The sequence below is a fragment of the Vibrio sp. D431a genome, from assembly GCF_030248655.1.
Taxonomy (GTDB): Bacteria; Pseudomonadota; Gammaproteobacteria; order Enterobacterales; family Vibrionaceae; genus Vibrio; species Vibrio alginolyticus.
In genome coordinates this window covers 330,325-351,305 of record NZ_JAHGAP010000015.1, presented here as the reverse complement: position 1 = coordinate 351,305, position 20,981 = coordinate 330,325, and the positions used below count along the sequence as shown (strand labels likewise).

The 20,981-nt window shown below is 43.5% G+C and carries 20 protein-coding genes; 5 read left to right on the top strand and 15 right to left on the bottom strand.

What is annotated here, in order from left to right; genetic code table 11:
* Nucleotides 1-22 precede the first annotated feature (22 nt).
* The 4 genes from phaC to KJB35_RS14610 all read right to left on the bottom strand — a co-directional run bounded on the left by phaC (nt 23) and on the right by KJB35_RS14610 (nt 4,219).
* Nucleotides 23-1,798 carry a class I poly(R)-hydroxyalkanoic acid synthase gene (phaC, locus tag KJB35_RS14625; RefSeq protein WP_213883397.1) on the bottom strand — a complete coding sequence of 592 codons (1,776 nt, stop codon included), beginning with the start codon at nt 1,796-1,798 and terminating at the stop codon, nt 23-25.
* Nucleotides 1,799-1,864: 66 nt separating this feature from the next.
* Entirely contained in the window at nt 1,865-2,212 is a 348-nt protein-coding gene (locus KJB35_RS14620; RefSeq protein WP_005373550.1) for a phasin family protein, read from the bottom strand.
* 45 nt (nt 2,213-2,257) lie between these two features.
* Nucleotides 2,258-3,466 (bottom strand): acetyl-CoA C-acetyltransferase, encoded by a 1,209-nt coding sequence (locus KJB35_RS14615; RefSeq protein WP_031777157.1) that lies wholly within the window; start codon nt 3,464-3,466, stop codon nt 2,258-2,260.
* A 12-nt stretch (nt 3,467-3,478) separates the two neighbouring features.
* A complete protein-coding gene (locus KJB35_RS14610) occupies nt 3,479-4,219 on the bottom strand; it encodes an SDR family oxidoreductase (protein ID WP_005373555.1) in 741 nt (246 codons plus the stop codon).
* 739 nt (nt 4,220-4,958) lie between these two features.
* Between KJB35_RS14610 and KJB35_RS14605 the strand changes: the two genes are divergently transcribed.
* Both KJB35_RS14605 and KJB35_RS14600 read left to right on the top strand, forming a co-directional pair.
* Nucleotides 4,959-5,579: a LysE family translocator gene (locus KJB35_RS14605; protein ID WP_021035942.1), complete on the top strand. Its 621-nt coding sequence runs from the start codon at nt 4,959-4,961 to the stop codon at nt 5,577-5,579.
* A 15-nt stretch (nt 5,580-5,594) separates the two neighbouring features.
* Nucleotides 5,595-5,861: a hypothetical protein gene (locus KJB35_RS14600; RefSeq protein ID WP_017819888.1), complete on the top strand. Its 267-nt coding sequence runs from the start codon at nt 5,595-5,597 to the stop codon at nt 5,859-5,861.
* A gap of 58 nt (nt 5,862-5,919) precedes the next feature.
* Here KJB35_RS14600 and secF read toward each other — a convergent pair whose 3' ends face one another.
* The 4 genes from secF to KJB35_RS14580 form a co-directional block, all read right to left on the bottom strand.
* The gene (gene secF, locus KJB35_RS14595; RefSeq protein WP_005373567.1) at nt 5,920-6,822 is read right to left on the bottom strand and encodes a protein translocase subunit SecF; all 903 of its coding nucleotides are present in this window, start codon (nt 6,820-6,822) and stop codon (nt 5,920-5,922) included.
* A 2-nt stretch (nt 6,823-6,824) separates the two neighbouring features.
* Entirely contained in the window at nt 6,825-8,663 is a 1,839-nt protein-coding gene (secD, locus tag KJB35_RS14590; RefSeq protein ID WP_213907779.1) for a protein translocase subunit SecD, read from the bottom strand.
* A 164-nt stretch (nt 8,664-8,827) separates the two neighbouring features.
* Nucleotides 8,828-9,307 carry a hypothetical protein gene (locus tag KJB35_RS14585; RefSeq protein ID WP_213907778.1) on the bottom strand — a complete coding sequence of 160 codons (480 nt, stop codon included), beginning with the start codon at nt 9,305-9,307 and terminating at the stop codon, nt 8,828-8,830.
* A gap of 168 nt (nt 9,308-9,475) precedes the next feature.
* Nucleotides 9,476-10,144: an SH3 domain-containing protein gene (locus KJB35_RS14580; protein WP_213901431.1), complete on the bottom strand. Its 669-nt coding sequence runs from the start codon at nt 10,142-10,144 to the stop codon at nt 9,476-9,478.
* 103 nt (nt 10,145-10,247) lie between these two features.
* On the opposite strand from KJB35_RS14580, the gene KJB35_RS14575 reads away from it, so the two are divergent.
* Nucleotides 10,248-10,796, top strand: a complete 549-nt coding sequence (locus KJB35_RS14575) for a hypothetical protein (RefSeq protein ID WP_017635183.1) — start codon at nt 10,248-10,250, stop codon at nt 10,794-10,796.
* Between the two features lie 526 nt (nt 10,797-11,322).
* Here the strand turns inward: KJB35_RS14575 and KJB35_RS14570 are convergent.
* Both KJB35_RS14570 and KJB35_RS14565 read right to left on the bottom strand, forming a co-directional pair.
* Entirely contained in the window at nt 11,323-11,946 is a 624-nt protein-coding gene (locus KJB35_RS14570; RefSeq protein ID WP_017635182.1) for a class I SAM-dependent methyltransferase, read from the bottom strand.
* Between the two features lie 5 nt (nt 11,947-11,951).
* Nucleotides 11,952-12,407, bottom strand: coding sequence for an Lrp/AsnC family transcriptional regulator (locus tag KJB35_RS14565; RefSeq protein ID WP_005373581.1), 456 nt, complete (start codon nt 12,405-12,407; stop codon nt 11,952-11,954).
* Nucleotides 12,408-12,555: 148 nt separating this feature from the next.
* On the opposite strand from KJB35_RS14565, the gene KJB35_RS14560 reads away from it, so the two are divergent.
* Both KJB35_RS14560 and KJB35_RS14555 read left to right on the top strand, forming a co-directional pair.
* Nucleotides 12,556-13,482: a DMT family transporter gene (locus KJB35_RS14560; RefSeq protein WP_064354860.1), complete on the top strand. Its 927-nt coding sequence runs from the start codon at nt 12,556-12,558 to the stop codon at nt 13,480-13,482.
* 94 nt (nt 13,483-13,576) lie between these two features.
* Nucleotides 13,577-14,239 carry a flagellar brake protein gene (locus KJB35_RS14555; RefSeq protein ID WP_054576118.1) on the top strand — a complete coding sequence of 221 codons (663 nt, stop codon included), beginning with the start codon at nt 13,577-13,579 and terminating at the stop codon, nt 14,237-14,239.
* 2 nt (nt 14,240-14,241) lie between these two features.
* Here the strand turns inward: KJB35_RS14555 and KJB35_RS14550 are convergent, their stop codons facing one another.
* The 5 genes from KJB35_RS14550 to KJB35_RS14530 form a co-directional block, all read right to left on the bottom strand.
* Nucleotides 14,242-15,279: a DUF2955 domain-containing protein gene (locus KJB35_RS14550; protein WP_017635179.1), complete on the bottom strand. Its 1,038-nt coding sequence runs from the start codon at nt 15,277-15,279 to the stop codon at nt 14,242-14,244.
* A 12-nt stretch (nt 15,280-15,291) separates the two neighbouring features.
* Entirely contained in the window at nt 15,292-16,350 is a 1,059-nt protein-coding gene (locus tag KJB35_RS14545) for an HlyD family secretion protein (protein ID WP_213907776.1), read from the bottom strand.
* A 35-nt stretch (nt 16,351-16,385) separates the two neighbouring features.
* The gene (gene slyA / locus KJB35_RS14540; RefSeq protein WP_005373589.1) at nt 16,386-16,841 is read right to left on the bottom strand and encodes a transcriptional regulator SlyA; all 456 of its coding nucleotides are present in this window, start codon (nt 16,839-16,841) and stop codon (nt 16,386-16,388) included.
* 295 nt (nt 16,842-17,136) lie between these two features.
* Complete coding sequence (gene luxQ / locus KJB35_RS14535; protein ID WP_017635176.1) at nt 17,137-19,713, bottom strand: quorum-sensing autoinducer 2 sensor kinase/phosphatase LuxQ; 2,577 nt, start codon at nt 19,711-19,713, stop codon at nt 17,137-17,139.
* Nucleotides 19,713-20,810, bottom strand: a complete 1,098-nt coding sequence (locus tag KJB35_RS14530) for an autoinducer 2-binding periplasmic protein LuxP (RefSeq protein ID WP_213907774.1) — start codon at nt 20,808-20,810, stop codon at nt 19,713-19,715. The genes luxQ and KJB35_RS14530 overlap by 1 nt, the downstream gene beginning before the upstream one ends.
* Between the last annotated feature and the right edge of the window lie 171 nt (nt 20,811-20,981).

The window sequence follows — 20,981 nt, the reverse complement described above, 5'->3', positions numbered from 1 at the left end:
ATTTACTGCTATAGGGAGTTGTTTAAGATTCTTTTACTGGCAGAACCTGTTTGACGTATTGTCCTGGCGCTTCATCAATAACCGGATGGTTTTCTGAGCCAATAGGGAAAGGCTCAACTTGCTCTTTAGGGTTGAATTGGAGTAACCACTCGTTCCAGTGTGTCCACCACGATCCCTCTCTGTGTTCCGCGTTATTCAACCACTCATCAGCAGAGTCATCCAAATTATCGTTCAACCAATAACCATACTTATTTTTAGCTGGAGGATTCACGATGCCCGCAATATGACCAGACTCACCGAGGACAAATGTTTTGTTACCACCCGTGTTCAGCGCACCACGGTAAGTTCCCTGCCATAACGCAATATGGTCTTCTTTCGTTGACACAAAATAGCTAGGAATTTTGATCTTATTTAGATCAATCCATACTCCACCAATTTTGACGCCTTTATCTTGCACCAGCTTGTTCTCTAAATAGAGCTCGCGAAGCAAGAAATTGTGAGATGCAGCGCTGACGTTGGTGCTGTCACTATTCCAGTACAACAAGTCAAAATCGACTGGGCTATTGCCTTTCAAGTAGTTGTCTACGTAGTAGTTCCAGTACAAGCTGTTTTCACGCAGTAAACTAAACGTCACGCTTAAGGAACGGCCGTCCATATACCCTTTCGCGTTATTTTGCGCTTCAATTGCACTAACAATGGTGTCATTGATATACGCGCCGACTTCACCTGGTTGAGAGAAGTCGAGCAACGTGGTGAAGAAAGTGGCAGACTTAATGCGCTTCTTCATACGTTTTGCAGCGTAGTACGCAACCGTGCTTGCTAAAACAGTACCACCAATACAATAACCAGCAGCATTGATTTGCTCTTGTCCTGTTATATCTTCAATTGCAGCGACGGCTTTCACTACGCCTTCTGTCACGTAGTCACCAAACTCTATGTGCGCTTGTGCCTTGCCTGGATTGCGCCAAGACATCATAAATACACTGTGCCCCTGCTCTAACAACCATCGAACCATTGAGTTCTTTGCCGTTAAATCAAGGATGTAGTATTTATTGATGAAAGGTGGGACGATGAGCAGCGGCGTCGCATTCACTTTCTCTGTTAGAGGTCGATATTGAATCAACTCAAACAATTCGTTTTGAAAAACCACATTGCCCTGTGTCGTCGCAACGTCATCGCCCACGCGGAATGCATTGTTATTCGTCATACGAATTTTTAAAATGTCTGCGCTCGACTCAACGTCTTCTTTCAACTGCTCTAAGCCTGCCAGTAAGTTTTGACCGTTTTGCTCAAGTGTCAGCTTCAAAAGCTCTGGGTTAGTGGCGATGAAGTTGGAAGGAGAAAGGGCGTTAATGGCTTGGCGAGAGAAAAAAATAATACGTTCTTTCGTCTTTTCATCTAAGCCTTCCAAAGACTCGATGGTGTCCAGATAGGTCTTACTAAATAAAAGGTAGGATTGTTTGATGAAGCTATACATGGCTTCATTTTGCCACGCTTCGTTTGAGAAACGCTTATCCCCTTTTTCAGCTTCGACGATTTGTGCTTGGTTCCCTGCCAATGCAACATTCTGCCAAATTTGCAGCTGCTGTTCCCACCACTGTGCTTGCAGCTTTAAAATCGCAGCAGGCTGATTCGCAGCTTGTTCGAACAGTTTGGCAGTATCCTCAAAGTTCACTTCTTGCATGGCCTTGTTTAAAGGAGAGTTCACGACTGCCTTGTTCACTTCGAAATCATGCCACCACTGATGATTGGTTTCCTGAAGCTTCACAAGATAGTCCGAAAAGAAGTGTTGAAACATAGTCTTACTCCTATATTCGGAAAAAACAACGCCGCCCAAATCTAGGGGCGGCGAGAATCGGACAAATTACGCTGGAGTAACAGTCTTTAGATTTTCCGAAGTCATTTTCTCAACGTCTTCTTTGAACTCTTTTGCAATCGCTTGAAGCTTGTTGCTGTCATCCATCATTTGTTGAGAAAGTTTAGTAAGTACGCTTAGTTGCTGACTGTTGAAAGCAGTCAATGACGTTACGTCTTTGATTTCTGTCGCTGCTTTCATCTGGTTTAGACCCACTTCACTGTATGTGCGAATGGCGTTCAATTGAAGCTCGGTCAACACTTCTACGTTTTTTGTCACTAGCTTGTTGAACTTCAAGTAAGGTTCTAGATTTTTTTCAGTTTGATCGCTAAATGTTTTGAAGAAATCTGTGTACATGGTTTGTCTCCTAGAGAAAGAATTAAAAAATGTCCGTTTAAATAATTACTTAACTGTCTTTACAACCACAGCCGTGCCCATGCCGCCGCCCACACAAAGTGAAGCAACGCCATATTGACCATTTTGCTTATGAAGCTCGTGAACCAGCGTGACTAAGATTCGGTTTCCAGATGCACCAAGCGGGTGTCCTAGCGCGATAGCACCACCGTTAAAGTTCGCTTTATCTTGAATCGCGTTAACTGGAACTTGGTTTGTTTCCGCCAACTGATGAATCACGCCAAGTGCTTGCGCTGCAAATGCTTCGTTTAACTCGTAAACGTCGATATCATTTACTGTGAGTTCTGCTTTTTCGAGTGCTTTATTGACCGACTCAACAGGACCTAGGCCCATGATCTTCGGATCAAGACCCGATTGCGCATAGCTTACGATCTCAGCAAGCGGCGTTAATCCATGCGCTTTAACTGCGCTTTCAGACGCCACGATAATCGCACTCGCTCCATCGTTAATGCCTGATGCATTACCCGCAGTCACAGTGCCTTCGCGGTCAAAAGCAGGACGTAGCTTGCTTAAGGCTTCCATTGTCGCGTTCGCTTTTGGGTATTCATCCGTATCAAACATCACGGTTTCACGGCGTTGCTTTACTTCCACTGGCACAATTTCGTCTTGAAATTTGCCAGCTTCGATAGCGGCTACCGCTTTCTGTTGGCTAGACAGCGCGTATTCGTCTTGCTGCTGGCGAGTTAAGCCGATTTGTTTTGCTACGTTTTCTGCCGTCACACCCATGTGATATTGGTTGTAAACATCGGTTAAACCGTCCGCTACGAGCAGATCTTTTAGCTCCAGATTGCCCATTTTGTTGCCATCACGAATGCTGCTTGGTGCAGCAAACGGAATCTGAGACATGACTTCAACACCCGCTGCTACAACGATCTCAGCATCGCCACTACGGATATGGGACACGGCATCCATGACCGTTTTCATGCCACTACCGCAAACCATGTTTACGCCATATGCAGGAACAGATTCAGGAATCCCCGCAAACAGTGCCGCTTGGCGGCCAACACCCATTCCTTGACCTGCACCAACAACGTTGCCAACAATCACTTCGTCAACCTTGTCGCCAGGCAACTTTGCCGCTTCCAACGCGCCTTTAATCGCTACTGCTGCCAGATCGCCAGCAGAAGTATTTTTCAGGCTGCCACCAAAAGCACCAATTGGAGTACGCTTCGCCGCTACGATAAATACTTTTTCCATCATCTTCTCTCCTTAGTGCATGTATAGGCCGCCGTTCACCGACAAAGTCTCTCCGGTGATGTAGGCGCCCGCATCGCTGACCAAGAAGCTCACTGATGCTGCAATTTCTTCTGGTGTCGCAAGACGTTTCATTGGAATTTGGTTCGTGATGGATTCCAGCACTTCTGGCTTCATTTGCTCAACCATTGGCGTACCCGTGTAACCCGGAGCGATAACATTAACTGTCACACCCGAGCGAGCACCTTCGTATGCTAAGGCTTTAGAGAAACCGATCATCCCAGCTTTCGCCGCCGAGTAGTTTGCTTGACCAAACTGCCCTTTAAGACCATTGACTGAAGAGATATTGATGACACGACCACCGCCTTTTTCGCACATTGCAGCGAAGAGGGGTTGCGTAACGTTGAATAAACTATTGAGGTTGGTATTGATGACATCATTCCAAGCTTGCGCAGTCATCTTTTTAAACACGCCATCACGTGTGATTCCTGCGTTGTTGACAACAACATCAATGGTTCCTTCCTCCCCAAGCAATTGCGCCAATTTCTCTGCACACTCTGTCGTGTTTGTTACATCCAACTCAAAAAGGCGAACCTGATCTTTGGTAAACCCTTTGCTGTTGAACCACTCCAGCGCACATTCGTAGTTACCTGTGAAATAAGTAGCGATTACACGGTAACCGTCATTGACTAATTGAGAGGAAATAGCAGAACCAATTCCGCCTTTTGATCCAGTGATCAAAGCGACTTTCTTCATTGAAGACTCCATTCTTAACGGCATTTAAAAAGCAAACTTAATACACTGATGAAATAGTTCACCAACTGACGTGTTTATTTATTCTTTTGACAACCAATCCCGTGCTGCCTTTATTTTAAGTTAACCTAGAAATATTACATTTCAAATAAAAAACTCACCCAATTGCATAAGATTGATTTAGATCTCATTACCCGTGAAATGTTATAAAATGGTTAATTTTACATAAGTCATTGTTTTAAATCACACTTCCACAAAAGCCACACCAACGGAAATAGAAACATAATTATTAAATATCATGAACTTACATACAGAATGGTAGACGTTACATTATGTCATGATTTAAGATCTGAATTTTAAGCCTATATGATTACAACAAACTTGAGATTAGAATAATAATTCAATTATCAGTAAAAATAATTATCAAACATATCATTTAATTACTGCATTTAATGATGATTTAGTTATCAATTCGATTATTTTAATACAGTGATGATTAATACCGATAAAATATAATAAATTAAATATATTTAATCTAAAAATGATATAAGAGCTTGTCTCATACTGGTGCAATACGCACTATTATGACGCATAGATTAAAATATAATTTCATTTTAAATTTATATATTCGAAGAACATCAACTAGCTACTAGTGAAAGTAATCGTTCGCTTTGTAGTAGCATCCTTTTCCACTTTGCACTATCTTTGTGGCTTCTCTTTAATCACTAAATCATCAACAGATATGAATCTTGCATTGCTCAGTATGTTCATCCCTACTTTCTTTTTTGTCTCAATCACGCCTGGTATGTGCATGACTCTCGCCCTAACGTTAGGTATGAGTATCGGTTATCGTCGCACGTTATGGATGATGATAGGAGAGCTTCTCGGTGTTGCGCTGGTGTCAGTCTCTGCGGTGTTAGGTATCGCTGCGATTATGCTCAATTATCCTTGGATGTTTATCGCGTTAAAGTTCATTGGTGGCGGTTATTTACTCTATCTTGGAGTTGAAATGTGGCGGTCGCGAGGGAAACTTGCGATTAATGTCGACAACTTAGAAACACCAAAGAGTGACAATATCGCACTTATCATGCAAGGCTTCGTTACCGCAATCGCAAACCCAAAAGGCTGGGCATTTATGATTTCTCTTTTACCGCCTTTTATAGACCAAAACGCAGCACTTGCACCGCAACTGATCATACTTGTCTCCATTATTTTACTGTTTGAGTTCATTTGCATGTCTCTGTACGCTACTGGTGGTAAAGGGTTGAAACACGTATTAGGTCAGTCTAAGAATGTACGCCTAATGAACCGTATCGCAGGCACTTTAATGATGGGAGTTGGTGTCTGGTTGCTACTAAGCTAAGGCAAACTGGAAACAATGAAAAATATTCTGAATAAAATCGCTAAAGTCATGGGTGAAGTATTGGACTTTCAAGCCCGAGTTTGGGTTGTGAACGTCTATAGCGGTGAGCATAAAGGCGAGTCTTATGTCGTTAATGAAGATACTTTCTCTGTACCTCTTCAGTGGATGAAGAAGAAAGGCTACCAAGAGTCGATGTTGAATAAAGTCGAAGCAATGAAGCGCTCACAAGTCTTAGAGTTCGATTTGGGACTTGTGAAACATCGCTTGATGCGCGTGAAATAAGCACAAAAAAGCGCCACTCAAGATGAGTGGCGCAAGCACTTTTACCTTAAAAATAATGCTACGGCGCTGCGTCAATCTCAACTGGAAGATAATGTTTCGGCTCCAGTTTCAACCACTCCGGCAGCACAGTACCAATCGAAATCGAAGACCATGTACCCGACAGAACGCCAATAAACATGGCGGTTGAGAAACCAGCCAAAGGCGCTCCTCCCATAATCCATAATGCACCAACAGTGATCAATGTCGTACCAGATGTCACCATAGTGCGTGAAAACGTCGCGATAACAGCTTGATCATTGATGTCTTCTGTTTTCCAACTCTGTTTCGCAATCAACAGCTCACGGATTCGGTCTGCAATGATGATCGAGTCATTCAATGAGTAACCTAAAATCGCCAGCACAGCAGCAAAAACGGTTAAGTTGAACTCCATTTGAGTAATTGCAAAGAAACCAAGCACTAAGATCACATCATGAGCCAAAGCAAACAGTGAACCGCTTGCCAAACGCCACTCAAAACGGAAACACAAGTAACCGAGAATACTCAACACACAAATCAACAATGCTAAGCCACCTTGTTCAAACAAGTCTTGGCCAACTTGAGCGCCAACTATACTGTTGCTGACAACATCAACTTGGTGAGAGATTGGCTTCAACACCTCTTCTACACTTGGCAACGTTTGTCCATCTTCCGGCGCAGAGTAACGAATCACCCAACGGCCATCTTCACCAGAGCGTGTCACTGACGCAGATTCACCAAGCTTTGGTTGCAGAACGTCAAGCAGATCATGGTTAGTTAGCTGCTTATCTACCTTTACTTCTGTCACCATACCGCCAGTGAAGTCCAAACCTAGGTTCAACCCTTTAAAGCCTAGAGCGACGATCGCGATCACCGTTAAAATGATGGAAACTAGCGTAGTAAAGTAGCGAATTTTACGAATATTTTGTTTTAGCATTTCGACCATGATTAAACCCTCACATCACGACGGGCATCGCGGCCCCAAATTAAATTGATCATTGCTCGAGAGGCAAATACGCCTGTAAACATACTGGTTAACAAACCTAATCCGAGTGTTAAGGCAAAGCCTTGGATTGGGCCATTACCGATGGCGTACAAAATCACGGCGGTGATCATGGTAGTAATGTTGGCATCAAGGATGGTCGAGAATGCGCTTTCAAAGCCAAGATCAATCGCTTGAGCGAAGCTGCGGCCTTCACGCATTTTGTCCTTAATACGTTCAAAGATAATAACGTTGGTGTCTACTGCCATACCGACGGTTAACACTAAACCGGCAATACCTGGAAGCGTTAGAACCGCTCCTGGTAACAAGGCGATTAAGCCAAGTAAACAAAGCATGTTGGCACAAAGCGCCACATTTGCTACCCAACCTAAGCGGCGGTACCAAAGTGCCATAAAGGTCAGTGTTAGTCCCATACCTAAAGCCAGTGCTGCAAAACCGTTTTCAATGTTTTCTGCACCCAGAGAAGCACCGATTGTTCGCTCTTCCACAATAGTAACTGGCGCGGTCAGTGACCCCGCGCGAAGCAATAGCGCCAACTGCTGCGCATCGTCCATGCTACCTGCCCCAGTAATACGGAACTGGCTACCAAGTTGAGATTGAATAGTTGCGACGCTGATAACGCGCTCACTACGCTCGGTTACACCGCGATCGTTTGTCTTGTACTCTCGGTAAACGGTCGCCATTGGCTTGCCGATGTGAGTTGCTGAGAAGTCGCTCATTTTCTTACCACCAGCGTGGTCAAGAGAAATATTGACTTCTGACATGCCCATTTTGTCGACACCAGCACGAGCGTTCACGATGTGCTCGCCCGTTAGAACTGGTCGTTTTGACAAAATCACAGTACGACCATCATTATCTTGAAGAACAAGATCTTGGCTGCTGTGTGCTTGGCTCGCATCTTTCACTTCATAAAACGCCAAGCTTGCTGTTGCACCAATAACGTTTTTCGCTTGAGCAGGATCTTGTACACCAGGGAGTTCAATTCGAATGCTCTCTTTACCTTGGCGTTGCACTAGTGCTTCTGTGATACCAAGTTCTTCAATACGACCACGCATGATCTTCAGGTTTTGTTGAAGAGTCGACGATTGAAATTCTTGGATATTTTGTTCACTCGGTTCAAGCACAAAGCCACGAGATGAACTTTTTGAAATCCAGCCCGGGTAGTTTTGACGCAAGAACTTGTTCACTTCCGACAATGCTTGCTCGCTGTCACTGTTTACCGTAATTCGGTTGCCGCTCTCTGCTCGAACTTGCACACCACGAACACGTTGATCACGTAGGTTCGCTTTGATTTCATCAATCAACGCATCACGTTGTTCTTCAAACGCTTTATTCACATCAACATTCAACAAGAACTGAACGCCACCACGAAGGTCAAGACCGAGCTTTATTGGGCTAAAGCCCATCTCATTTAACCATTCTGGCGCAACCGATACGTATGAGAAAGTGATGCTGTCGTCTTTATTTAGCTCTTTGTTTAACAACGCACGAGCTTTACTTTGCGCATCTTCACCATCGAATACAATGGTTGTTTTGCCGTCTTTTTCGATGATTTTGTCGGCTGAAATATGGTTGGTTTTTAGCAGTTGATTCAGATGAACAACCGACATTTCGCTGTTGTTTTGATCCGCAAACGTCAACTGGATAGAAGGCTGTTCACCAAACCAAGTTGGTATAGCACTTAGGGTTAAAATAATGACTGTCGTGATTAATACGACATATTTCCAAGCTGAGTAGTGATTCATCAGCTTTCTGTTCTTTTGCTGCTTTGGTGTTTTTTTCATGTAAACATCATCCCTTCACAATGAAGTGAAGCTTTTAATAACAAGGCTTAACACACGACAGATGCTCCCAGAATAAATTCAGGGTATGAAATGCTCAGAACGCTCACGTCCTGTCGAATACAATCGTCGTGCTAAGAGTGCACAATGGTGCAAATAGATGGTGTTTAGGCAGAAAACTGACTATTGAGTGCGACGTACATGGCATTGGTCTCTTTCCAACCAGAAATGCGATGATCGCTTGTGAAATGATAAAATGTGGACTGGTTGTGACGCCAGTTAATGTCCATCAAGCTGTATGCGTAACCCGCATCAGCGTAAAACGGAGTAGTGAGATCGCCGACAAAATCTACGTGCTCGTCATCAAGCCCTTCCCGTAAGTAAGACGTCCAGCGCTGAGAGTTAAACAAAGCAACGGAATCGAGACTTGCATGGCCTTCAGATACTGGAGATTGAGAGCTTTCTTCTGAAACTTCAGAAAAATCGACGGAAGAGTTTGGCGACACACTTACGGCTACAAAAGGTTGTAGCTTAGAAAAGTGCGGTACGTGAGCCTTGTGGTCGATTTGCGCCGCAGATACATGCACTGGTAGCAATACAATTGCAAATAGCAGCAAAATCAACTTTCTAAGGTAAATCCAAGGCATAGGAACTCACTAAAAACACAAAGAGCCAAGTTAGGTCACTTGACTCGTTGATAGTATTCCTATTGATTATGGTTCACAACTAAAAAGTTATAAATCTCTGATTTCAGGTTTGCATCGTTATTGCATTTATCAAAACGTCTTTAGAAAACTAGTGTAATTGGTGGTGAGTTATCGATAAAAAATATCGCCCTTATCAACATCTAAGTAGATCTTGTTCTCTTGCTCCAAACCGCCACAATAGATGAAGTAAACGTTGCGCTTTTTGAACGTCACAGAACGCACCCAACCCCCGAGCTCCTCAAAATCACTCGGATCACAGGTTTCATCGTCTAACAATTGCTGTGTTTTCTTACGGAAAATATCCAAGTGAACTTTTAAATCATCCGACTTCTGTAGGTATTCATCCAATATCTCTAAGCGCTCTTGCTCTTTAATAACTGGCTCTGCATCCGATAACCCTTCAGCATTCAACCATTCGGCTTTTTCTTCTCCACCCTCTTCATAGACAAGATAGCCGGAGATTCGGTACCACCCATCTACTTTTTCTAACACCGATACTTTTTCTCCCTTATAGAGCGTATCGACAACTAAAGCATTAAGGTTAGGCTTGTTGTAAACATTGACACGACGCTCAATAACGTAGTACTCGGTAACTTCCGGGGGAACGGCTTCTAAATCCAGAATCGGTTTGGATGTTTCTTTTTGCAGTGACGATTGCTCGACTTGTGTAGCCTTTGGTGCTTCAGGTTCATCTTTCTGCATAAAGAAGAAATAGTATCCAGCCCCCGCTCCGCCGAGCAACAGCATGACAATCAATGCGACGAGAATTTTCTTCATGCCCTTTTCCTTTTCATTCTTTATTCTTATCCCACCAGCAGCACGCATGTCGTAGAAATTTGGGTATATACTCAAAAGAGCAGGTCAACTAACGCGAGCAATAATGATCAACAGACTCAATTGGATACTACTATTTCTTCTGTTCCCGATAACGGGGCACGCCAATATTCAATGTAACCCATCGTCGTGGAATGACAATCTTACCCAGTTCAATCGTTTAGAGTCCAATTACAATCAGCATGTTGAGGTATTCAATACACTTTTGACCGAACATAAACAGCGTCAGTTATTGTCCGAAACCTTTTCACTGCATGAGCTCGTGCTACTTTGGCGTGCCAAGTCGAACCAAAATGTGTTCAAAGCGCAATTAAAAGCATCGATTCAATACAAAGAAGAGCTCACAACTAAAGCGAATCAGCTGCTTAAATTGAGCACACAATCCCAATGGTCAGCAAATGGGTGGGAGATACTGGCCCAGAAGTGCCGCGAGTCAAACAAAACAGCCAATCAAATAACTGCGGAATGGTATAACACCAACGCTTTGGAACTTGCTGAAGATTACAAGCGCCTCTCTTCACAATATCAAACTCTGTCACAAGTCTATGATAAAGAAGCTCGAGCGCTTCAATACGCTCAAGATGTTTCGAAGTAAAAACAGAGCCAGTTTTGAATAGACGATGTTGGTTTTTCACTCCAATATTGGACGTTATTCGTGCTTTTTATCTTTCCTTAGTCGTGAATGATATCAAATGTAAATAATGGGATTGTTCCCTTTGACAAACTTGACTAAACCATGACCAAGACAATCAATTTATAGAGACATACGTCACATTAATGCTTTACTTATGGACATTTTTTGGTTAGTTTAGCCATTAATAAAATTTAATAAAAAGTCACATTTGGCTGGAGATGATGCTACAAACATGGTTATCAATCGATTAAGTAACAGGGAATGTCCTAATGCTACCAAAGCCAAGTTTTTGTCAGTAGTTAGGCACGTAAAAGAGTTCGGTTCAATCAGTGATTTGGATCTTTGTAAAATCTTCGGAGAAACAATATGGAGTGATGGGAGGGAATACCATTCAGCCGCGTTCTCATTCAAGGTTGATAGATACACAGGTAACTGTGAAATCTCACAATACAAAAACCAATAAGGCTTAAGAATTTATAAAGCGGAGTCAGGAAACGGACCCCGCTTTTTTGATCATGGCAATCGTAAAGTCGTGCTCGGAGTACCCCTCAATCAATCGTGTATTCGGACACAGCAACCGACAATAGCGAAAGACACCTTCTTTATTGTGCGACGCTAACATTTTCATGCTGGGTAGTTTGGATTCATCCAACAAGTTAAACACACAACCTTTCTCTGTCGCTCGGTACATTTTATCAATCATTTCAATGGTATGATTTGGGTTGGTGGATTGATAGTTCAATGATCCGGAAGCAAAAACAAAGTCGCAACGAGGCAATACCAACGTTGAAAAGTCGCCACATATAAACTTACTTTGCGTACGAAAATCTCGTTTTCTGGCTTCAGAGATAAACTGTTTTTGCTGATCAATGCCAATATAGCTTTGAGGAAGCCCCCCCGTAAGTTCGATAAACGCTAACAAGTCTCCGTAGCCGCACCCAATATCTAAAATACTTGAACCGTCTAACGTTAACCCTCGGCACAACGCCTCAAAACGGCTGATCTGACTATACTTATCTGCCCATCCCAGAGTTCGGGCTCTGTCTTTACCAAACTGTCTATATCGCTTTCGATGATAGTGGGCAATCTTAAGTCTATCGAAAAATTTCATCTTTCTTATGCATAAATCGGCAAACTGCCATTTCCTTTCACTTGTCTAATCGCCAGGTGGGTATGAATATCTTTCACATTTTCTAATCGCTGTAACTTTCTAGTAAATGTTTCATAACCAGCGAGATCTTTACTGACCACCTCTAACAGGTAATCATAGGCCCCTGATACGACATGGCATGAGATCACTTCATCCATCTCAACAACGGCATGTTCAAACTCATCAATCGAAGAAGCTTGGTGGTTATTTAAACTCACTTCAACAAATACAGTCATCGCGATGCCTACAGTGTCTCTGGACACAATAGCTCGATAACCACTTATTACACCTTCCTGCTCCAAACGCTTAATGCGTCTTGCACAAGGTGATGCCGATAGCCCTACTTGGTCAGCAAGTTCTGCCGTTGTCAGAGTGGCATCCTTCTGCATTAGGTTGATAAGTTGCCTGTCAATTTTATCCATTTATTCTTCTGTGCCTTTAATCACTAATAATTAACATTTATACGCAATTTATCACCAACATCAAGCCTAATTACGTCAAACTTTGCCTCCCTTTGGCAAGAGTTTTATTCAACAATTAACACATCATTTACAAATGGATATGTCGATAATGATCTTGGGATACGCAGCTATATTAACGACCTTACTGCTTTGGTCTGGTTTCTTTATTTCTTTAAAAGGGGGCGCAATTTCTGCCTTGCAGCCAGCCGATATCGCGTTAGTTCGCTTTCTAATCCCAAGTATAATTTTATTACCATTTGTGATTAAGCATAAACAGTCGCTACGCGTAGTGCCTAAACGCTACCTGGTTGGTGTTGTGGTTGGAAGCGGCCTTCCCTATCTTCTGGTCGTCGGAACGGCTATGCATTTCGCTCCCGTGGCGCACGGCAGTGCATTAGTACCTGGCACTTTGCCATTGTTTGTTTCTGCTATCGCGGTACTTTGTTATCAACAGTCGCTGAGTGCTCACCGCTTAATCGGGCTTTCTACGGTGTTGTTAGGGATTTTCGTATTCCTTCTTTCTAATAGCGGCGCAGAGTACAACTGGTCTCAGTTGCAAGGGCATATCCTGTTTCTAACTGGCAGCATCATGTGGGCTGCTTTCACCATCAGCGCTCGTGTCGCTAATCTTAATGCACACGTCTGTGCAGGATTCGTTGCAATCGCGTCTTTGGCTCTACTCATCATCGCCGTTGGTTTCGGGTGGGTAGACAGTTATTTGGTGGTAACACCGTTCAGCCAGTGGCCATGGAAGGAGTTATTTGGCCACGCGATGCTACAAGGTGTTGGCGCAGGTTTAATCGCTTCTTTCACTTTCATTTATGCAATTAGGATCATCGGTGCCGAAGCCAGCGCAGCTTTTGGTTCATTAACTCCAGTCGTCGCGACACTTCTTGCCGTTCCAATTTTTGGTGAACAACCAGATTCTCTCACTTGGTTAGCGCTGATGTTGGTCACATGCGGCAGTATTGTGGCAAGCCAAATCTTTATGAAAGGTGGAATGAGCCAAACTTATCGCCCACCACTTCACAGATAGCGATGATTTTACAAAAACTTATGCCTTACTATCTTGAATAACAAAATGGCGTTTTGATAGCCTCAGCTTAACTAAAAATTAAAACGCCAATGTGATGCCAGCCACTCATACTAAAGATGAACTGCATAGGTTTCTCAAACCGGGAATGAAACTTTCTACTAATTTCGAATTTGGGCCTAAGGATCAATATACGTATTCCACCACTTATCTTGGGATGAAAGAAAATGCTTATTTGATTCTTGATATACCAATGCGTTTGCTTGAAGAGCAAGTGATGAGAAAACTCCCCAACGCCGATATCATCGTGCGTGGAGTATCAGATACGGAGTTAGGCCATGTCATTGCGTTTAAGTCCAGCGTGCTGACGACGACCGTTCGACCATCCCCCCTTTTGTTTATCCGCATTCCAGGAACATTTGCAACCAAACCAGTTCGGGAACATGAGCGTTACAAGTTGCAAATGGACTGTAACGTTATTCATGCAGGGAATGTCTACGACGGTAGCCTTATCGATTTTTCTCTAGCAGGTGTTGGTATATCAACCTTGATTGAGCCCGAATTCAACGTGGGTGAGAGTGTTACCATCGAATGCCCGTTAAGCCACTATATCGGAGAAGAAAATCGATGTGTCATTGCCAACATTAAGAAATTGGTGAAGGGATGGGTAGTTGGAATTAAGTTTGCCAGTCCCATTGCGATGACTCACGAACTAAAAACAGAGTTACTGGAGCAATCCTTTCTAACCAGTAACGTCTGAACTTACTGCTCGCTAAAGCGCGTCGCCTCAAAGCTGTTGAGTATTCTGTGAACCGTATAGGTCACAAGCAGCGTCGCAACAATAGCAAACAAAATACTGCTCACGCGATACAGCGCACTGAACATTAAGTCACCATCCGGAGTAAGATATTGGCCGAACAAAATGCCTAATGTGGTTAAGCCGCCAAATCCGGCTCCCGAACCGCTAGACTCTTTCACGTGCATATAGCTGAACATCATAGCCCCAATCCAAAGCAATGGGACGATAAACAATAAGGTATCCGACCAATCGTATAATACAAGTTGTCCGACGATACCAAAGGTCACCCCCATCAAGGTCCCCATTGCTCTTTTTCGCGCATACCCTAAAGCACCGTTCCAATGCATAGGAAACAATAAAAGCAAGGTTGTCGCCTGAGCAGACATAGAGTCACTGAGGTCAAATAGCTGGAATACAAGGAAAGACATTGTAGCGATACTCGCCCCCATAAGGGCTTCATGACGCATGCGATGACTCTGTTTAGGCTGCGACGGTTTCGCTGGTGGCTGACGAGGTTCCGCATCGGGAATCAAAAATGTCACCACATAAGCAACGATCACTGAAATAACATTCGCTTGCAGATTGCTAAATATTAGGTCATTTAAGTCAGTGGTTGGATAACTCGCAAAATGCAGCATGATGCTTAAGCTCAGTACGCTGTTCGCTCCAAATAAGAATAAGCTCCCTTTTGACATACAGGCGAATTTATACAGAAACAACCCGAATGCAATGATTGTCATCATGCCAGGGTGCCCACCAAATAACCCACCAAGAACACCAACTTCTAATCCACACACAACCGCTGAAAAAATCAGTTGTCGTGCGGCATGTAGACTCATGACTGGCACCATTCCAAGTAACAGCATCGGGGTTACAGTAAAGAATACGCCATAGTTCCAACCAAATACTTTACATAAAGTGAAACCAATGGTCGCACCAGTTGCAATGCGCAAACACTGACGGAAGTCGTTTTCCGACATGGGGTGGTCCCATAACTTCATATCGCCTCCTCGTTAATAAATATAATGAAGAAGACTCAAGAATTGGATCTGGCACCTCGCTAACCAACCAGATAATGAGTTTTCTGGCAACAACTGCACGGTTGCTCGTGCCCCTGCTGGAAATGCGCGCTGCTGAGGTTCATCGATAGCTAAATGTAAACGTAAGCGCTGCGCGTCTCTCACCCAACGGTTTGAGTCAGTTGGTGTTGCTAAGCGACCGTCCGCATCGAATTGACCCGAGCTGACCCCGGCATCCACACTCGTAATACGAGCTTCAAATACATCACCAGGTAAGCTATCAAAAGCCACTAACGCACGGCTGTTCTGATTAAAGTGTCGTAAACTCTTTTCACGAAAGTCGGCAATGATATCCACGTCATCGGAGACTAAAGCGACAAGAGGTGTACCAGCTGCCGCATAGGCCCCCGTCTCCAGCTGCAAGTTAGCGACAACGCCATCATGTTCCGCCGAGACTTGAGTGTAAGACAGATTAAGCTCCGCTTGTTTTAGCTGGTTTTGCGCTACGCGGATATTCACATTCGTCGCGCCTAAATCACCGCGGTTTACTTCCAACTCTTTTAAACGAGCACGTGCGGCCAGTAAGTTCGCTTTAGCTGCCGTTGCACTGCTCTGTGCGTCATCGCGCTGTTGTTGCGAAGTACCATTACGGTGAAACAGGGTATTAAGACGTTTTGCTTCGCGAACTTTTTGTTCCGCCACGATTTTGCTCGCTTCAACGTCTGCTTTTGCCGCAGCAATAGAAGCATCAAGTTGTTCGTTGTTTTGAATCACACGCTCAAGGTTAAGTTGAGCCTTTTCTACGGCGAGCTGATAAGGCTGGGGATCAATCTGAAATAGTAGATCGCCTTGGCTTATTTCTTGGTTGTTGGCAACATAAAGATGTGTAATCTGCCCACTCACACGGGGGGCCACTTTAGTTACCACACGCGTTGCCATTGCCTGAGGCGTCAACGGCATGACGAGATCTGCAACTAGAAAATAGGCAAAGACAAGGACAAACGCGACGCAAGAATATTTGATCCAACGTGCGAATTTTTGATCTGGAGTCATAGGCGTTTACTTCTCTTTTTATTCGGTTTTCTGACTTATTCGCTAAGTGAATCAAGCGCATTGTGAGCAATCTGATCAAGAATCAATGAAAGCTGCTGAAGTTCCTGGTCGTTGATGTCCGTTAGGAGCTTGCTTCGAACTTGAAGAATCCGAGCCTCCATTTGCTTTAGTAGGGTTTTCCCCTCTTCTGTGAGGCTAACAATACGTGCTCGCTTATCGTGTTCACAGCAATGGCGAGTGATCAGAGATTGCTCTTCTAATAATTTTAATGTTCGCATCAACGACGCTAACTCGATCTCAAGCGCTTCAGCCAAATGCTTCTGACTGATGTTGTCACCCATTCGATAAAGCTTCCATAACGCAGTCCAACGCGGATACGTCAGGTTTAAAGGCTCTAACTCGCGATCTGCAACCATTTTCCACAAACGAGCAACACGAGATAATTTTTCAGCCAGAGAAAGGTCTCGCAAACTGTTGATGTCTTGAATCATAAGATCTACTCAATTACTTAGCGTGCTAAGCAATATAAAATAGTTAGCACGCTAAGTAAATATCTTTTTGTGATTGAAATCACGCTGGGTGTGTCAGTGAAGGGGCAGAAATCTAAGTAACACAACACTATGTTTGAATTTGAAATGCAGCGATGTACACAACAAACGTCGAGACCAATAAAGTCTGATTTGTATAAGAGTAAAAGGGTCAGATACAAAAAAGCACAACCCACAGTCATGGTGTTGTGCTTTTCAGATAATGAATAATTGGGTTATCCCGTAGTGAGCCAATTATTCATGTTCGCTCGACTAAGAACCGCTGCTTAAAATCCACAAATGCTTCATGGAGCGCATTTTCTTTAATCGGCTTGAGAAGCACGTAATTCGCACCCGATTCCATAAAGGCGTCACTGGTTTCTTTCGCGGTGTCAGCAGTACACGCATAAATTGGCGTGCCTAGTTTTAGCTTTTGTCGGATCTCTTTGGTCGTTTCAATTCCACCAAGATGCGGAAGTTGGTTGTCCATCAGTATCAAATCGTAAGTATGATCTTTTAAGAATTCCATTGCTTCTAACCCATCTTTCGCCCAATCAACCTGCATTTTGTACTTGTTACAAAACGCTTTTAGAATGAATGCGTTAGTATGGTTATCCTCTACCAACAACACTTTGAGACTCTCTGCAAATAGTTCACCTGGCTTAACTCGCAAACTCGAATCAAGAGGGGTGAGTACTCGCTCACGATCTTTCACTGGCATTGTAATGACAAAAGTCGTTCCTAAGCCTTTCTGACTGCGGACTTGAACATCACCTTCCAGCATGTCGACAAGGCTCTTCACAATGGTCAGCCCTAAGCCACTGCCACCGTATTCTCGAGTCGTTGTTGCTTCTTCTTGAACAAAAGGTTCGAACATTTGGTCGAGTTTGTCAGACTCGATGCCGATACCTGTATCCGTAATTTCCACGACCAGCACGCTATTGTCAGCGCCATAGAACTGCTCCAGTTCCGCATGCAAGCGCACGCTACCCGAGGGCGTAAACTTTACTGAGTTACTGACTAGGTTGAATAAAATTTGGTTCAGACGAACTTGGTCAGTAAAAATTTCAACATTGGGATCTATTTTGTTTTCAATGACAAGGTTGACGCCTTTACTTTCACAAATAGGACGATAAATGTTTTCTAACGTTCGAATTGTATCAGTGAAAGAAAACGGGTGCTTTTGGATATTAAACTTACCCTGCTCAATCTTCGAAAAGTCCAAAATATCATTCAAAACAGCAAGTAAGTGCTCACCACTATGCCGAAGTACGTCAATTTGGTTATTCTGCTCTTCTGTTTCCACAGAGTCTTTTAGCAATTGAGCAACCCCTAAAATTCCATTGATTGGCGTTCGGATCTCATGGCTCATTTTAGCCAGAAAGTCGGCACGGGCTTGAGCAGATTTTTCTGCTTCTTTGCGCGCCAAGTTACTCTGTTTTTCCGCCTCAATAAGCGTGGTTATATCCTGACCTTGAACAATAATACCGCTAATATCTCCATCAACTCGAATCGGCGATAAGTTCCAGCGATATACTTTGTCTCCAATTGGCACATTAACGCCTGTCAACGTAGCTCCCTGAGCCGCCATGCGAAGGTGTGGCATCAACTTTTCTTTGAAACCTTTGAACACTGGGTGCATGGTTTCAACATCGTTTTCCATGACTAACTCTTTGCGTGCTGCCGGATTGATTTGGACAAGTACACCCGATTCAGACCACACCATAATAGGTGATAACGCAAAGTTAAACAGGTCGCGGAAAGAGCGCTTTTGTGCTTCAAGCTCTTCAAAAGTGTTTTCTAGTGTCGAACCAATATGATCGAATTCCTCAATATCTGACCCCTCAAAACGCTCAAATCCTTTTTCTTCACGAGCCGAGCGGGTATATGCCATCAGGGATCCTAACTCTTCAACTACTCGATTCTCGATCCATTCTTTAGTCATTAGCGCAATCATAACCATACCGATAACTGAGGCTAGCATTGCTAGCAGGTGTTGGATTTGCAATGTCACCACGCTCTGATTGTCTTGCACAGTAAGCAAGCACAAGTCAGTCTCGGCGGCATTTACCTCAATAGGGGTTTTGATGATCAATAATTGGTCAAGCTTGTGCTGGGACTCTCGTCGTTTGAGTACGTCAAATATTTGATAAGCCTCATCTCCTACTAATGAGCTTGCCAATGGTGTGTTGTTAGCGACCAACACAACATTGTCGACGTTGCCTTCATTTTTTAACCTTTCCATCAACCCAAAGTTATTATCTAAAACAACAACATTGTAAGAGTACCCCATCACTTCACCGGTTTTAGGTTGTAAAACGGGTACGCGACGAAGTAACAGATGGCGAGTTCCCATCGGGGTCTGTGAGGGTAGATAATACCAGTTGTTGCTAAAGGTCACCTGACTGGCAAGTCGGCTAAGTATCAGATTGTTGATGCCATAGAAATGCGCGTTGCCATCGTCCCAAATAATACCTTGATGATCGGTTAGGAAACGAAACTCTGGTGTATGGGAAGGATCACTCTGGTCAATACTCATGAAAAAGTAATTGAGTGCCTCTTCATCACGTTCTGTATAAAAATCCAATACAACATCACTTTTCGAATTGCTGTTGTGATGAATCTGAATCGCTGCAAAATGGCTATCAAAAATGTTCAGGATCAGGGCAGAGGTCTGCTGCTTGGTTCGGTCGACTTCCTGCCAAATAATCTGCTTCGAGAAGTAATAACTCTGAACAAAGATGCCTAGAATGATCGGAGCAAGTACGAGAATAATTATTTTGGTAATAAGCGTCGACAGTGAGCGACGCTTTCTTGTTTTTGATGTAGTTGTCATCAATTATCTGAGTATCTAAATGCACGTTTTCTTAATGCTTCAATTCTTTCTGGAGAGTCCGATTTGGTAACGACTTCAAAATCACCAGAGTAAACGATGGGAACTGGCTTTCCTTCTAAATCCCACTTAATGGCCTCAGCCATTGCAATACCTGTATCATCGTTCATACGCATAACGGTAACGTCTAACTCCCCTTTAGAAAGCGCCTCTAACTCTGCTGAACCGCCGCCCCAACCATTGATCATGACATCATCACGACCTAACTCTTTAAGAGCGTCAACAGCACCTAATGCTACATCGGTAGAACACGCGTAAATGAAGTCAACGTCCGGATACTTCTCCAAACTGGCTTTTGCAGCTTCATACCCAGATTGCTTTGTTGCTTTGGTGTAGTAAGCAGATTGTAGTTCAAATTGATTATCGCGGTTCACTTGGTTGATAAAAGTGTTGCCTCTGATGTCACTAATGTAGCCCTCTGAGAAGTAGAGAACACTATAGTGGCTATGTTTAGGGAAACGCTTGCCAAACTCAACGGCCAATTCACGACTTCCTTCTGCGTGGTCGAAACCAACATAAAGAAACGGCTGATGATGTTCCCAATCCCTAACAGGTGTGGTGATATTTTGTAAAATTAACTTGGTTTTCTTTGAATCTAAGACATGCTCAACAAACTTACGATGTCTTGTGGTATCTAGAGTAAAGATCAAGTAATCGGAGTTGCTTTTCAGCGCCTCCATTAAAGACAAACTTTGCTGCTTTATATCTGCATTAGGACGAGTAAACACTTGATTTAGTTGATAGTCGATATCAAGCTTATCTAGGCGTTTTTCAAACGCATCGATGTTTCGAATCCAATAATCAGAGATCTGCTGCCCTGGATAAACAACAGAAATTTTCAGTGGACGCTTTTTGTCTTTTGCTACGGGTACAGGGGTTTCTCTTACCACTTCAGCCAACGCACTAGTTAGCTGCTTCTGTTGTGGAAACTGGTCTAAAAATTCTTGATATGCCCAATACCCATTAAGAACTTGGGTGGCCTGCACATTCGGCGCAAAAGCGGCCATTGAAATCAGGGAGAATACTAACGCTTTTTTCATCTACTGCTCTTTTAGCTTTTTTATGAGCCTAATTCAGCTCTATTCATTACCTAGCCGAGTCATCCTATACTCTTGTAATCTACCTTCCTCTTAGTGCCTGTTTCAATAGTAAATTGGTTCTTGGTCTGAGTGGATGCAAATAAAGTAGATTGAGTCGCTTCCTTTGTCTCG